The organism is Piscinibacter sp. PDB5-1, assembly GCF_056676035.1.
Genome location: NZ_JBWVZL010000002.1, coordinates 1,018,972 through 1,033,975, shown reverse-complemented (window position 1 = coordinate 1,033,975; position 15,004 = coordinate 1,018,972). Strand labels below are relative to the sequence as shown.

Genomic DNA, 15,004 nt, shown 5'->3' with positions numbered 1-15,004 from the left:
CGCGTGCCCGCAGCGGTGCAATGCCAGGTTTGACGCACGTCAAATCGATGTGGGCCTGGCGCACCGCCCGGTTTGTCATGCCCCCGCGCGCGGTGATAGCGTCCCCAGACGACCGGCGCGCAGTCGCGCCATGGGGGTCCCGAAGGGAGGCGCCTTGCCACAACGGGCGACACGAATCGCGTGGGCGTATGCGCTGAGTTGCTTGCTCGCCGTGGCCGGCATGGTGGCGTTGATGAGCGTGCCGGCGAGCTCGGCATCGACCTACCTCGCGCCACGCATGCTCAGCGTGCACCTGGTGCTCGAGCTGTTTGCCATCGTCATCGCGGTGATGGTGGTGACCGTCACCTTCCACACCTTCGACACCCGCACCAGCCCGATGGCCAACACCCTCGGCGCGGGCTTTCTGGTCGTGGCGGTGTGCGACCTGATGCACGCGATCACCTACGACGGCATGCCGCTGTTCCTCGCCGAAGCCAGCACGCCGCGGGCGATCTTCTTCTGGTTGATGGGGCGCAGCTTCGAAGTCGGCACGATGGCGCTCATCGGCCTGAACCTCGCGCCGCGGTGGCGCCGGCGCACCACGCTCGGCCTGGGGGTCGCGGCGGCGCTGGCGCTGGTGGGGTTCGGGCACTGGCGCCTCGACGACTTCCCGCTGACCTTCGTGCCCGGTCTCGGCGTGACACGCTTCAAGGCGGCCTATGAACTGGCGCTGTGCGCGCTCAACCTCGGCATGGCGGGCCTGCTGGGCTGGCGCGCCTGGCAGTGCAAGGACGCCCAGTTCCGGCTGCTGGCCATGTCGAGCTTCATGATGGGGGTGGGCGAGCTGGCCTTCACGTCCTACCTGCAGCCGGCGGACTTCCAGAACATCGCGGGCCACCTCTACAAGCTGGTTGCGTACGCGTTGCTGTACCGCGCGGTGTTTCTCGAACGCATCCTCGCGCCCTACGTCGCGGTGCGAACCTCCGAGGCTCGGCTGCGCGAGAGCGAAGCCCGTGCTCGTACGCTGAGCGACAACCTGCCGCACAGCTTCGTTTTCCAGTTCGCGTTCGACCCGCAGGGCCAGGGCATGTTCTTGCACGCAGGCCGGGCGGTCGAGCGCGTGCTGGGCCTGCAGGCCGATGCACTGGTGCACAACCCGGCGCTTTTCTATGCGCGCGTCGAGCCCGACGACATGCCCCTGTTGAACGCGGCGTCGCAGCAGGCGCTGGAAGCGATGCACATCTTTCGCGTGCAACTGCGCATGCGTCACACCGATGGCGGCTTGCGCCACATCGAGATCACGTCAGCCCCGCGTCGCCTGGACGATGGCCGGCTGGTCTGGGACGGCCTGGCCACCGACGTGACCGACCGGGTCGACGCCGAAGCAGCCCGCCGCGGCCTCGAAGCGCAGTTGCGCGAGGCGCAAAAGATGGAGTCCATCGGCACGCTGGCCAGCGGCATTGCGCACGACTTCAACCACCTCATCGGGGCGATCATGGGCAACGTGGCCCTCGCGCGCGACGACCTGCGCCAAGGGCGCCATGAAGCGGTGGAGGGCGGGCTCGAACAGATCGAACGCGCCGGCCTGCGCGCCCGCGAGCTGGTGCGGCAGATCCTCACCTTCGGGCGCCGTCAGACGACCGAGAAACGCCGCCTCGCGCTGTTTCCGGTGGTCGAAGAAAGCCTCGACCTGCTGCGCACCAGCCTGCCACGGCAGGTGCTGTTGACCTGCGAAGCCGACGAGCGGTCGCTCGATGTGCTGGCCGATCCCACGCAGATCGGCCAGGTGGTGCTCAACCTCTGCACCAACGCCTGGCACGCGCTCGGCCCCGAGGGCGGTCGGATCGCGGTGCGGGTGTCGCGTACGGAGCTGGTCCGCGAAGCCGCGCTCAAGCTCGGTCTCATGCCCGGACCCTACGTGCGACTGAGCATCAGCGACACCGGGTCGGGCATGAGCGAGGACACCCGCCAGCGCCTGTTCGAACCCTTCTTCACCACCAAGCCGGCGGGCGAGGGCACGGGCCTGGGTTTGTCGGTGGTGCACGGCATCGTGCGCTCGCACGACGGGGCCGTGACTGTCGAATCGGCGCCCGGCCAAGGCACGCGCTTCGATGTCTACCTGCCGCAGGCAGCGTCGGCCACGCCGCAGCCCTTGCCTGCTCGCGTGAACCCGCTGCGAGAGGTGGTGGCCGGCACCGGCGCCTCGGCACCCGCCCACGTGATGTTCATCGACGACGATGAGCTGATGTCCTTGATGGTCGAGCGCCTGCTCGCCCAAGCGGGCTACCGCGTGAGCACGTATCACCACCCGGCCGACGCCCTGGCCGCGGCCGCCCGCGACCCGCAGGCCTTCGATCTGGTCGTGAGCGACTACAACATGCCCACACAGTCGGGGCTGGACGTGCTGCGTGCGCTGGGTGCGCTGCGCCCCGGGTTGCCCAGCATCCTGACCAGCGGCCACGTCACCGACGAACTGCGCGCACGTGCCTCGGCGCTTGGCGTCAGCGCGGTGCTCGAAAAACAGAACACGCTCGAAGAGCTGCCCACGGCCGTGCACCGCGCGCTGACCGCCTCGGCCGCACGCCGCACCGAAGCCCGCCGGCAGCCCGAAGTGGCCTGAGCGGCTGATCCGCCCGGCGGGTGCGATGCACCCGCGACAGCGCCGACATCGCCCCCCGCCTACACTCGGCCCCCTTCATGAATCCCGATGCCTCGACCCTCTGGCGCGCGCCGCGCTGGGCCCTTGCGTTCTTGCTGGCGTGTCTGGGCATGGTCGGCCCGTTCTCGATCGACACCTACCTGCCGGCCTTCACGGGCATCGCGCAGTCCATCGGGGCCACGCCGGTCGAGATGCAGCAGACGCTGTCGGCCTACCTCTTCGGCTTCGCGGTGATGAACCTCTTCCACGGTGCGCTGTCGGACAGCTTCGGCCGCCGGCCCGTGGTGCTGACCGGGGTGGCACTGTTCACCATCGCCTCGGCCGGCTGCGCGATGGCCGACCACATCGGCACGCTGGTGTTCTGGCGCGCGGTGCAGGGCATGTCGGCCGGCGCGGGCATCGTGGTGTCGCGCGCGGTGATCCGCGACATGTTTCCGCCCGACGACGCGCAGCGCGTGATGTCGCAAGTCACCATCTACTTCGGCATCGCCCCGGCCATCGCGCCGCTGATCGGCGGGTTTCTGTTCGTGCACGTCAGCTGGCAGGCGATCTTCTGGTTTCTGGCACTGGTGGGCGGCGCGCTGTGGCTCGCCAACTGGCGTTTGCTGCCCGAGACGCTGCACCTGTCGCAGCGCCAGCCCTTCAACGTGCGCCACCTGATGCGCGGCTACTGGGCGCTGGGCTCGAACCCGCGCTTCATCACGCTGGCGCTGGCGAGCGGCATTCCGTTCAACGGCATGTTCTTGTACGTGCTGTCGGCGCCGGTGTTCCTCGGTGAGCACCTGAAGCTCGGGCCGGCGCAGTTCTTCTGGTTCTTCGTGCTGACCATCGGCGGGATCATGGGCGGCGCCTGGGTCTCGGGCCGGCTCGCCGGGCGCGTGACACCGGCACGGCAGATCCGCTACGGCTTCACGGTGATGCTGCTGGTGTCGCTCGCCAACCTCGGGCTCAACCTCGCGTTCGAGGCGAACGTGTGGTGGGCGCTGGCGCCGATCGCCATCTTCGCCTTCGGCTGGGCGCTGATGGTGCCGGTGATCACGCTGCTGGTGCTCGACCTCGTGCCCGAACGGCGCGGCATGGCCTCGTCGCTGCAGACCTTCGTCGGCAGTTCAGCCAACGGCGTGGTGGCCGGCGTGCTGGCCCCGCTGGTGATGCATTCGACGGTGGCGCTGGCGGTGGCCTCGCTGCTGATGATGGGCGTCGGCCTCGTGGCCTGGCTGTGGGTCAAGCCGCGGCTCGCGGCGGCCTGAGCGCACCCTCAAGCGCCGCCGCCCGGCGCCGATATCTCCGCACAGGCCCGCCTTCGCCGAGAGGCGGTCGGGTCCGTTCGGAGACCTCTCGATGCGCCTCAAGTCCTTTTCTTCGTGTTTCGCCGTGGGTGTTCTGGCGGCCGGCCTGACCGTGCCCGCTCTGGTGGTGGCCCAGGCCGGCCCCGCCGGTGCCCCGATGTCGCTGCGCCCGGCCTCGGGCGTGACGGGTGCCCGCGCGGTGCGCGGTGAGGTCGAGCCGCTCAAGAAAGAGGCTGCCGAACCGGCGACCCTGGCAGCGCCCGCCCCCGTGGCGGACAAAACCGGCAAGGCCGCACCGGGTGCCGCTGCGGCTTCGGCGCCTGCCGCCGAAGACCCGATGGACCGCCTGCGCCGCCGGCTGGCCGAGCGCTTGGCCGCCGAAGACGCACGCGCGCAGCCGAACGTGCTGCGTGTGGTCACGCGGCCGTCGGTGCCCGAGCCGGTGCCCGGGGTGTTGCAGCCCCGCCCCCGCGTGCGCGTGAACACCCAGGGCCCGGGTCCGGCCAGCGGCCTGGCCGGCAAGAAGGGCGCGGCCGACGCGCACCGCCACGCGCACTGGTCGTACGAAGGCGAGGGCGGCCCCGACCGCTGGGCCCAGCTCAAGCCCGAGTTCTCGGCCTGCGCCAAGGGCACGCGGCAAAGCCCGATCGACATCCGCGACAGCATTGGCGTGCAGCTCGACCCGGTGCTGTTCGACTACCGGCCCAGCAGCTTCAAGGTCATCGACAACGGCCACACGGTGCAGGTCAACGTCGCGCCGGGCAACTCGATCGAAGTGATCGGCCGGCGCTACGAGCTGGTGCAGTTCCACTTCCACCGCCCGTCCGAAGAGCGCATCAATGGCCGGCAGTACGACATGGTCGCCCACCTCGTGCACAAAGACTCGGAAGGCCGCCTCGCGGTGGTCGCCGTGCTGCTCGACCGCGGCAGCCCGCAGCCGGTGGTGCAGACCGTCTGGAACAACCTGCCGCTCGAAAAGCACGAGGAAGTGCCGGCCCGGGTCGAGATCGACCTCAATGCCTTGCTGCCCACCGAGCGCGGCTACTACACCTACATGGGCTCGCTCACCACGCCACCCTGCAGCGAAGGCGTGCTGTGGATGGTGATGAAGCAGCCGGTGGGCGTGGCACCCGACCAGATCGGCGTGTTCTCGCGCCTGTACCCGATGAACGCCCGGCCGGTCCAGGCCTCGGCGGGGCGCCTGATCAAAGGCTCGAAGTAGGCGCACGGTCGTGTCGCCACCGGGAGGTGGCTGACCGCTTGGCACCGAGTGGGTGCATGTTGCGGCGCGACATGCGCTGAATGGGTGCGCTCGCGTGCGCAAAGTGCGCGTCCACAGCGCCCCAAAAAGGCACGAAAAATGCTTTCGAGTGGTGCTTCAAGGCGTCTCTTGGGGACATTTCGCGCCGAGGTGGTGCGAACAGGGCGACGCAGAACCCACTGAGAAGGTTTTCATGGAGCAGGTCAAACAGGGCACCGATGCCCTTTTCATTCTTCTGGGCGCCATCATGGTGCTCGCCATGCACGCGGGCTTTGCCTTCCTCGAACTGGGCACCGTGCGCAAGAAGAACCAGGTCAACGCGCTGGTGAAGATCCTGGTCGATTTCAGCGTCTCGACCATTGCCTACTTCTTCGTGGGCTACAGCGTCGCCTACGGCGTGCAGTTCTTCAGTGGCGCCGAAACGCTGGCGGCGAAGAACGGCTACGAGCTGGTGAAGTTCTTCTTCCTGCTGACCTTCGCGGCGGCCATCCCGGCCATCATCTCGGGCGGCATCGCCGAGCGAGCGCGCTTCTACCCGCAGCTCGCCGCCACCGCCGTGATCGTCGGTGTCGTCTACCCGCTGTTCGAAGGCGTGGTGTGGGGCGGCAAGTTCGGCATCCAGGGCTGGATCGAATCGGTCGCCGGCGCGCCCTTCCGCGACTTCGCCGGCTCGGTCGTCGTGCACGCCGTGGGCGGCTGGCTCGCCCTGCCGGCCGTGCTGCTGCTGGGCGCACGCAGCAACCGCTACCGCAAAGACGGCGCGATCTCGGCCCATCCGCCGTCGAGCATCCCGTTTCTCGCGCTGGGCGCGTGGATCCTGGCCGTGGGCTGGTTCGGGTTCAACGTGATGAGCGCGCAGACCATCGACAAGATCTCGGGCCTCGTGGCCGTGAACTCGCTGATGGCGATGGTGGGCGGCACCCTGGTGGCCGTGCTGCTCGGCCGCAACGACCCCGGCTTTGCCTACAACGGGCCGCTCGCCGGGCTGGTGGCGGTGTGCGCCGGCTCGGACCTGATGCACCCGGCCGGCGCCCTGGCGACCGGGGCGGTGGCGGGCGCGATCTTCGTCGTGACCTTCACGCTCACGCAGAACAAATGGAAGATCGACGACGTGCTCGGCGTTTGGCCGCTGCACGGGCTCTGCGGGGCCTGGGGTGGGCTGGCGGCCGGCATCTTCGGCTCGGTGTCGCTGGGCGGGCTGGGTGGGGTCAGCTTTCTGGCGCAGTTGATCGGCACCCTGATGGGCGTGAGCTGGGCGCTTGTCGGTGGCTTCGTCGTCTACGGCGTGCTGAAGGCCGTGGTCGGGCTGCGGCTGACGCAAGAGCAGGAGTTCGATGGCGCCGACCTGACGATCCATCGGATCACGGCGACGCCGGAGCGGGAGGCGAATTGGTGAGGGTGGGGTGATGCGCTGGCGCGTGCTGGGCATCCTCCACTGAGCGCAGCCCTCGGTCTTTGGCCTGCGGTTCCACGGCGCTGTCTCCCCGTTCGCCCTGAGGTGCGTGCTGGTCACGCTGACACGCCACAGTCCCCGCTCGCACTGAGACTGTCGAAGTGCAGCTCCGGCATTCGCCGGCCACTCTTTCGCTGCACGAATGTCCGCGCCGGTTTCGCCCGGCAGGCGAGTCACTTTCATTTGCTGGCCCAAATGAAAGTAACCAAAGCAAAGGGCCCGACACTCGTTCTGCGCGCTTCGGCTGCAAGGGTTCGGTTGTTCACCAGCCGTGCCTCGCCATCCGCCGCGCGTCCGTCCACCTTCTGTGCCTCGTCTTTCGGCCCTTCGCTTCGCTCGGGCCATGGGCTGCCGTCGAGGCAGTGGGCGGTCTTGTCCGCGTAACCAGCCCACCTCGTTCGGGCTGAGGTCTTTTGCCTTGCACCGTTCGCGGTGTGCAGGCTGCCATCGGCGCGGTCGCGCTTTGCGGTCTGTCCCCACGTCCCCCAACCCGTCCCTGCAGGTTTCGAAGCCCGCTGCGCCGTGCCTGGCGAGGGATCCATGTCCCCGCCCCGCGCTGGTGCCCATTCCCCACGCGGGTCGGGTTGCCATTCGTGGCACACCCATTGCTTGTATACAAGAAGGTGTCCGCAAGCGCCCCGAGAACGGGCATGCCTCCAGGCACAGCTTGTGCGAACGCCCTCACAACCAGCAAATCCACAGGAGCGGAGCGATGGCAGGAGCAGATTTCAAGCGGCGTGACGTACTCAAGGGCCTGGGCGCGGCCGGGGCCACCGCGGCTTTGGGTGGCGTGGGCACGCTGGCGCAGGCGCAGGCGCCGATCACCGTGGGCGTGATCTACGTCGGCCCGCGCGACGACTACGGCTACAACCAGGCGCAGGCCGAATCGGTGGCGCTGCTGAAGAAGATGCCGGGCATCAAGGTCGTCGAGGAAGAGAACGTCCCCGAGACCACCGCCGTGCAAAAGACCATGCAGGGCATGATTTCGCAAGACGGCGCGACGCTGCTCTTCCCCACGTCCTTCGGCTACTTCGACCCGCACATGCTGGCCATCGCGGGCAAGAACCCGACGGTGCGTTTCGCCCACTGCGGCGGGCTGTGGAGCGAAGCCAAGCACCCCAAGAACACCGGTTCGTTCTTCGGCTACATCGACGAGGCGCAGTACCTCAACGGCGTCGTCGCCGGCCACACCACCAAGAGCAAGAAGATCGGCTTCGTCGCGGCCAAGCCCATTCCGCAGGTGCTGCGCAACATCAACGCCTTCACGATGGGCGCGCGCTCGGTGGACCCGTCGATCACCTGCACCGTCATCTTCACCGGCGACTGGTCGATGGCCGTCAAAGAGGCCGAGGCCACCAACAGCCTGGCCGACCAAGGTGTGGACGTGTTCACCATGCACGTCGATGGCCCGAAGGTCATCGTCGAGACCGCGGCCAAGCGCGGCAAGTTCGTCTGCGGCTACCACGCGAGCCAGGCCAAGCTCGCGCCGCAGGCCTACCTGACCGGCGCCGAGTGGAACTGGGTCACCGCCTACAAGACCATCATCGACGCGGCCCGCAGCGGCAAGCCGCACCCGAACTTCGTGCGCGGTGGCTTGAAAGACGGCTTCGTGAAGCCCTCGCCCTACGGCCCGGCCGTCAGCGCCGCCGGCAAGAAGAACGCCGACGAGGTGAAGGCCAAGATGCTGGCCGGCAGCTTCGACATCTTCAAGGGCCCGCTGAAGGACAACACCGGCAAGACGGTCATCGCCGCCGGCACCACGCTGAAGCAGACCGACCTGGCGCTCGAAGGCATGAACTACCTCGTCGAAGGCGTGGTGGGCAAGGCCTAGTCATGTGGGCCCCCCAGGCGCTTTGCTCCTGCCCCCAAGGGGCGCCGGCCGTCCCTCGGGGCGGCCCGGCGGGAGGTCGTTGCTTGATCCCGCCTGCGTTGTCGCTGGGCGTTTGATATCCGAGGTCGTCCATGGCACTTTCGACCCGCAGCGCCGAAGCGCTCGAATCCGTGCTCCTGCTGGTGCTGGCCATGGCCGGCGCCCTGCTCTTGTTCGGTGCCTTCATCGCGGCCGGAGGCAAGAGCCCCATCGAGGCCTGGACCCTGCTCTTCAAGGGCGCGTTCGGCGATTGGTTCTCGTGGCAGAACAGCTTGCAGCGCGCTGCGCCGCTGATGTTGACGGCGCTGTGCGTGGCCATTCCGGCGCGTGCGGGCCTGGTGGTGATTGGGGGCGAGGGGGCCCTGGTGTTGGGGGGGCTGGCGTGTGCCGGCCTCCCCTACATCTTCATGCCGCCTGACAACGCCTTCGGCACGGCGCTGGTGCTGGCCGCAGCCGCGGCGATGGGCGCCTTGTGGATCGCGCTGGTCGGGTGGCTGCGCCAGTACCGCGGCGTCAACGAGACCATCAGCAGCCTGCTGCTGGCCTACACCGCCATCGCGCTGTTCAAGCACTTCGTCGAAGGGCCGATGCGCGACCCGGCCAGCCTGAACAAGCCCTCGACGCGGCCGCTGGCCGAGCCGCTGCTGATCGGCGGCATGGCGGGCAGCGACATCCACTGGGGCCTGGCCTTCGGCATCGTGGCCTGCGTGCTGCTCGGGCTGTGGCTCTTCTTCACGACCTCGGGCTTTGCGACGCGCATCGTCGGCGGCAACGCGCGCTCGGCGCTGCTGGTGGGCCTGCCCAGCCCGAAGATCATCATCGCGGCCTGCGCCATCGGCGGCGCGTGCGCGGGGCTGGCGGGCGGCATCGAGGTGGTGGCGGTGCACACCAGCGCCAACGCGTCGCTGATCGCGGGGCTGGGTTACACGGGCATCCTCGTGGCCTTCGTGGCGCGCCACAACCCGTGGCTGGTGATGCCGGTGGCGGTGCTCTTCGGTGGCTTCGGTGCGGCGGGCAGCCTGCTGCAACGGCGCATGGACGTGCCCGACGCCTCGGTGCTGGTGCTGCAGGGCTTTGCGTTCTTGCTGATCCTGGCGAGCGAGGCGCTGCGGGGCAAGCTGATCAAGCCGGGCGTGGCGCCGGCGGCCCTGGCGCCGGTCGCGCCGACACCGACAAGCCCCGCGACACCGCCTGAGCCCATCGCCGTTGCGGTGGCCCCGCCTGCTGCGGCGCCCGTCAGCGCAGCGGCCAACCCGACGCGGCCCAACGTCGGCGGCGCCATCCCCGGGGGCGCGACATGACCAGCACCGAAATCTTCCTCAACGTGCTGGTGGCCGTGCTCGGCGGGGCGATCCGCGTGGGCACGCCCTTCCTGCTGGTGAGCCTGGGCGAGTGCATCACCGAGAAAGCCGGCCGCATCAACCTCGGGCTCGAAGGCGTGCTGGTTTTTTCGGCCATGGCCGGCTTCGGGGGCTCGTACCTCACGGGCAACGTGTGGCTGGGCGTCGTGCTCGCCGGCCTGTGCGGCGCCTTGCTGGCGCTCTTGCATGGCCTCGTGTGCTCGCTGCCGCGGGTGAACGACATCGCCACAGGCATCGCCTTGATGCTGCTCGGCACCGGGCTCGCGTTCTACCTGGGCAAGGGGCTGATCCAGCCGCAGGCGCCGCAGATCCCGTCGATCAACCTCGGCGACTGGAGCGACTCGGCGCAGATCCGCTCGGCGCTGCAGATCAACGCGCTGTTTCCGCTGGGCGTGCTGCTGGCGGCTTTGCTCGCCTGGGGCTTCAAGGCCACGCGCTTCGGCCTGGTGCTGCGCATGGCCGGTGATTCGAGCGACGCGGCCAAGGCGCTGGGCTATTCGGTCAATGGCATCCGCATCGTGGCGACCGTCGTCGGCGGCTTCATCGCCGGGCTGGGCGGCGCCTCGCTGTCGCTGCACTACCCCGGCAGCTGGAACGAAGGCCTCAGCAGCGGCCAGGGCCTGATCGCCGTGGCCCTGGTGATCTTTGCGCGCTGGAGCCCCTGGCGCTGCCTGGGCGCGGCGCTGCTGTTCGGCGGCGCCGGGGCGCTGGGCCCCGCGTTGCAGTCGGTGGGCATCAGCAGCGGCTACTACCTTTTCAATGCCGTGCCCTACGTGCTGACGCTGGCCATCTTGCTGTGGACCTGCTCGCCCACGCGCAGCCTCAAGGGCATGCCGACCGAGCTGGGCGTCACGCGCTGACCTCGCGCGCATCGGCCGACCCTTTCGCGGAGACCCTGCATGTCCAAGCGCTACATCGCTGCCGAACCGTACCGCTGGCCCTTCGACGGCGAGATGTCGCCCGCCAACACCGCGCTGGTCGTCATCGACATGCAGATCGACTTCTGCGGCATCGGCGGCTACGTGGACAAGATGGGCTACGACATCTCGCTCACGCGCGCACCCATCGAGCCGCTGAAGCGGCTGTTCGCCGCGATGCGCCAGGCAGGCTACCCGCTCATCCACACGCGTGAAGGCCACAAGCCCGACCTGTCGGACCTGCCGGCCAACAAGCGCTGGCGCTCGCGGCAGATCGGCACCGACGGCATCGGCATCGGCGACATGGGGCCCTGCGGGCGCATCCTGACGCGCGGTGAGCCGGGCTGGGAAATCATTCCCGAGCTGGCGCCTTTGCCCGGCGAAGCGGTGATCGACAAGCCGGGCAAGGGCAGCTTCTACGCGACCGACTTCGACCTGGTGCTGAAGACGCGGGGCATCCGCAACCTGATCCTCACCGGCATCACGACCGACGTGTGCGTGCACACGACGATGCGCGATGCGAACGACCGGGGCTACGAGTGCCTGATCCTGTCGGACTGCACGGCGGCGACCGACATCGGCAACCACCATGCGGCGCTGAAGATGGTGACGATGCAGGGTGGGGTGTTCGGCGCGGTGTCGGATTCGCGGGCGGTGATCGAGGGGGTGGCGGGATGAGTGGCTGGGGTCGTTGCCTTGCAGTGCGTGCCGGCGGTGCTCGTGACTGCGCGCGGATTCCGTTCGGACTGGGCTTGTCGAAGTGCTGGCACCGCTGTTGGCTTGTGGGTTCTTTCTTCCGCACGCGGGAGTCGGCGCCGGGTTGTGCGCCCGGCAGCGCACTTCCTTTCTTTGTCTCGCCAAAGAAAGGAAGCAAAGAAAGGCGACCCGGCTCCGGCGGTCCCGCTGCGCGGGACTGCTCTGCGATGCTCGGTCTTGAGGGCGAGTCGCAGACAACTCGCTCCGTTCCCTCCGGTCACTGCGACTCGGACAGTCTGCGAAGTCAGAAGTTGATGCGCGCTCACGCGCGCCGCCCTCAAGCCCTGCGCTTCTCGACGCCTCCGACGGGGCCCACACTTTCGCCTCGCTTCGCGTCGGCTGGGTTTTGCGGAGGATTTGCATGACCGCCCCCCTCGACCCCGTCCCCCGCCTCGAAGGCGCGCTGGCCCTCAGCACCTACCAACTCACCAAGCGCTTCGGGGCGTTCACCGCGCTCGACGGCGTGTCGCTGCATGTGCGACCGGGCACCGTGCATGCGCTGCTGGGTGAAAACGGGGCGGGCAAGAGCACGTTGGTCAAGTGCGTGGTCGGCTATCAAAAGGCCGAAGAGGGCAGCGTGCTGATCGACGAGCGCGAGCATGACATCGCCACGCCGGTGATCGCGCGTGACCTGGGCATCGGCATGGTCTACCAGCACTTCACCGTGGTGCCGGGCATGACGGTGGCCGAGAACCTGCTGCTAGCGCGCGGCCACCTGCCGGCGGTGATCGACTGGAAGGCGGCACGCGCCGAGCTGGCGGCGTTCATGCAGACCACGCCGTTCCGGCTGGACCTCGACGCCACGCCGCAAGACCTGTCGGCGGGGCAGAAGCAGAAGCTCGAAATCCTCAAGCAGTTGCTGCTGAAGCCGCGCCTTTTGATCCTCGACGAGCCGACCTCGGTGCTCACGCCGCAAGAGGCCGACGAGGTGCTGGGCCTGCTGCGCGACCGGGCGCATGCGGGCGACTGCACCATCATCCTCATCACCCACAAGTTCCGCGAAGTGACGGCCTATGCCGACGACGTGAGCGTGCTGCGCAAGGGCCGGCTCGTGGCCTCGCATGCGGTGAAAGACACCGACCCGCAGCAGCTCGCCACCGAGATGGTCGGCGGCGCCGACGACGCGCAGCGCGAGTTCGCCGCGCCGCAACGCAGCGAGCGCGTGCCGGGGCCGATCCGGCTCGAAGTGAATGCGCTGACGGCCGATGGCGACCGCGGCTCGGTGGCCGTCGATGCGCTCAGCCTCACCGTGCGCGCGGGCGAGATCGTCGGCGTGGCCGGCGTCTCGGGCAACGGCCAGCGCGAGTTCGCCGAGTCGCTGGTGGGCCAGCGCCGGCGCGTGTCGGGCGAGGTCTGGGTCGGCCTGGGCGAGCGGCGCGAGCGCTACACCGGCACCCGCACGCAGAACCGGCGGCTCAAGGTGCGCGCGCTGCCCGAAGAACCGCTGCGCAACGCCTGCGTTGGCGACATGAGCGTGGCCGACAACATCGGCCTGCGCAGCTTCGACACCGCCCCCGCGTCGCGCCTGGGCTGGCTGCGCGGACGCGTGCTGCGCGAGCGCGCCCGCCAGCTGATCGCCGAGTTCGGCGTGAAGACACGCGGCGAGCTGGCGCCGATCCGATCGCTCAGCGGCGGCAACGTGCAGCGCGCGGTGCTGGCGCGTGAGCTGAGCGACGAGGCCGAGGTGCTGATCGTGTCGAACCCGGTCTTCGGGCTCGACTTCGCCGCGGTCGCCGAGATTCACCAACGGTTGATGGACGTGCGCAACCGCGGCGGCGCGGTGCTGCTCATCAGCGAAGACCTCGACGAGCTGCTCGCCCTGTCGGACCGCATCGCGGTGATGAGCGAAGGCCGCGTCGTGCACGAGGCCGATGCACGCACGGCCGACCGCAATGCGCTGGGGGCGTTCATGGGCGGCAGTGGGCATTGACGGGTGGCACCTCGGCCGTCGAATGAGGTCGGGGGTGTGGGACGAGATTCAACGCAAAGGCGCCAAGAACGCAAAGACGCCAAGAAACACCCACAGCTTTTCTTTCTTTGCGTACTTTGCGTTCTTGGCGCCTTTGCGTTGAAAACACCGACGCATGCCACCGACCCCTCGCACCGAGACCCCACCATGATCACCCTCGACGCCCAACCCAACGCCTTCGAGTTCGAACCACGCCGCACCGCGCTCGTGATGATCGACATGCAGCGCGACTTCATCGAGCACGGGGGCTTCGGGGCGACGCTCGGCAACGACGTGTCGCTGCTCGAACCGGTGGTGCCCGCAGCCGCCGAGCTGATCGCAATGTGCCGGGACGCTGGCGTGCTGATCGTGCACACGAAGGAATGTCACCGGCCCGACCTGAGCGACTGCCCGCCCGCGAAGCTGCAGCGGGGCAAGCCCAGCTTGCGCATCGGCGACCCGGGGGCGATGGGGCGCATCCTGATCGACGGCGAACCGGGTGCCGACTTCGTGCCCGCGCTGCAGCCGCAGGCTGGCGACGTGGTGATCGCCAAGCCGGGCAAGGGCGCGTTCTATGCGACCGAACTGGGCGACGTGCTCCAGGCCAAGGGCATCACGCATCTGGTCTTCGGCGGCGTGACCACCGAAGTCTGCGTGCAAACGACCATGCGCGAGGCCAACGACCGGGGCTACGAATGCCTGATCGTCGAAGAGGCCACGGGCTCGTACTTCCCCGAGTTCAAGGAATCGGCGCTGGCGATGATCCGCGCGCAGGGCGGCATCGTCGGTTGGACGACCACGCTGGCCGCTTTTCGCGAAGCCGTGTCATCGCGCTGACCCGGCGCAGGCCCGTACACTGCCGCGCGCCTCGACCCGGGGCAGGCAGACAACGAGGTGACACATGACGTGGTTGGTGCTGGGGCTGGTTCTGTTTCTCGGCGTGCATTCGGTGTCCATCGTGGCACCGGCCTGGCGCGACGCGCGGGCGGCGCGCAACGAGAAGGCGTGGAAGGGGCTGTACTCGGTCATCGCGGCCATCGGCCTGGTGCTGATCGTCGTCGGCTACGGCCAGGCGCGCGAGCAGCCGCTGTGGCTGTGGGCCTCGCCCATGTGGATGCGCCATGTGGCGTGGCTGCTGTTGCTGCCGGTGTTTCCGCTGCTGCTGGCGGCGTACCTGCCAGGGCGCATCAAGACCGCGACCAAGCACCCGATGCTGATCGCCGTGAAGCTGTGGGCGCTGGCGCACTTGCTGGTCAATGGCAGCCTGGCCGATGTGCTGCTCTTCGGCGGCTTTTTCGCGTGGGCCGTGGCCGACCGCATCTCGCTCAAGCGCCGCACGCCGCGGCCGGTGCCAGGTGCACCGGCGTCGAAGCTGAACGATGTGATCGTCGTCGTCGGCGGGCTCGCGCTCTATGTCGTCACGCTGCTGTGGTTGCACCAGGTGTTGATCGGCGTCTCGCCGCGCTGACTTCCTCGCCAGGTGCGCAACGACGAAGCCGCCACTGGCGAGT

The 15,004-nt window shown here is 68.7% G+C and carries 11 protein-coding genes; all 11 read left to right on the top strand.

Annotated elements, in window-relative coordinates:
* The first annotated feature begins 154 nt into the window (after positions 1 to 154).
* Complete coding sequence (locus tag AC1KAT_RS12055; protein ID WP_480326147.1) at positions 155 to 2,599, top strand: MASE3 domain-containing protein; 2,445 nt, start codon at positions 155 to 157, stop codon at positions 2,597 to 2,599.
* Positions 2,600 to 2,676: 77 nt separating this feature from the next.
* Complete coding sequence (locus AC1KAT_RS12050) at positions 2,677 to 3,888, top strand: multidrug effflux MFS transporter (RefSeq protein WP_480326145.1); 1,212 nt, start codon at positions 2,677 to 2,679, stop codon at positions 3,886 to 3,888.
* A 91-nt stretch (positions 3,889 to 3,979) separates the two neighbouring features.
* Positions 3,980 to 5,149 carry a carbonic anhydrase gene (locus AC1KAT_RS12045; protein WP_480326143.1) on the top strand — a complete coding sequence of 390 codons (1,170 nt, stop codon included), beginning with the start codon at positions 3,980 to 3,982 and terminating at the stop codon, positions 5,147 to 5,149.
* A 232-nt stretch (positions 5,150 to 5,381) separates the two neighbouring features.
* Positions 5,382 to 6,584 carry an ammonium transporter gene (locus AC1KAT_RS12040; RefSeq protein WP_480326141.1) on the top strand — a complete coding sequence of 401 codons (1,203 nt, stop codon included), beginning with the start codon at positions 5,382 to 5,384 and terminating at the stop codon, positions 6,582 to 6,584.
* A 769-nt stretch (positions 6,585 to 7,353) separates the two neighbouring features.
* The gene (locus AC1KAT_RS12035) at positions 7,354 to 8,472 is read left to right on the top strand and encodes a BMP family ABC transporter substrate-binding protein (protein ID WP_480326139.1); all 1,119 of its coding nucleotides are present in this window, start codon (positions 7,354 to 7,356) and stop codon (positions 8,470 to 8,472) included.
* 131 nt (positions 8,473 to 8,603) lie between these two features.
* The gene (locus AC1KAT_RS12030) at positions 8,604 to 9,812 is read left to right on the top strand and encodes an ABC transporter permease (protein ID WP_480326137.1); all 1,209 of its coding nucleotides are present in this window, start codon (positions 8,604 to 8,606) and stop codon (positions 9,810 to 9,812) included.
* Positions 9,809 to 10,732 (top strand): ABC transporter permease, encoded by a 924-nt coding sequence (locus AC1KAT_RS12025; protein ID WP_480326135.1) that lies wholly within the window; start codon positions 9,809 to 9,811, stop codon positions 10,730 to 10,732. Before AC1KAT_RS12030 ends, AC1KAT_RS12025 begins: the two co-directional genes overlap by 4 nt.
* A gap of 39 nt (positions 10,733 to 10,771) precedes the next feature.
* Complete coding sequence (biuH, locus tag AC1KAT_RS12020; RefSeq protein ID WP_480326133.1) at positions 10,772 to 11,467, top strand: biuret amidohydrolase; 696 nt, start codon at positions 10,772 to 10,774, stop codon at positions 11,465 to 11,467.
* Positions 11,468 to 11,906: 439 nt separating this feature from the next.
* Entirely contained in the window at positions 11,907 to 13,475 is a 1,569-nt protein-coding gene (locus AC1KAT_RS12015; RefSeq protein WP_480326131.1) for an ABC transporter ATP-binding protein, read from the top strand.
* Between the two features lie 186 nt (positions 13,476 to 13,661).
* Entirely contained in the window at positions 13,662 to 14,330 is a 669-nt protein-coding gene (locus tag AC1KAT_RS12010) for a cysteine hydrolase family protein (RefSeq protein ID WP_480326129.1), read from the top strand.
* A 64-nt stretch (positions 14,331 to 14,394) separates the two neighbouring features.
* Positions 14,395 to 14,961 (top strand): NnrU family protein, encoded by a 567-nt coding sequence (locus tag AC1KAT_RS12005; protein ID WP_480326127.1) that lies wholly within the window; start codon positions 14,395 to 14,397, stop codon positions 14,959 to 14,961.
* Positions 14,962 to 15,004 lie beyond the last annotated feature (43 nt).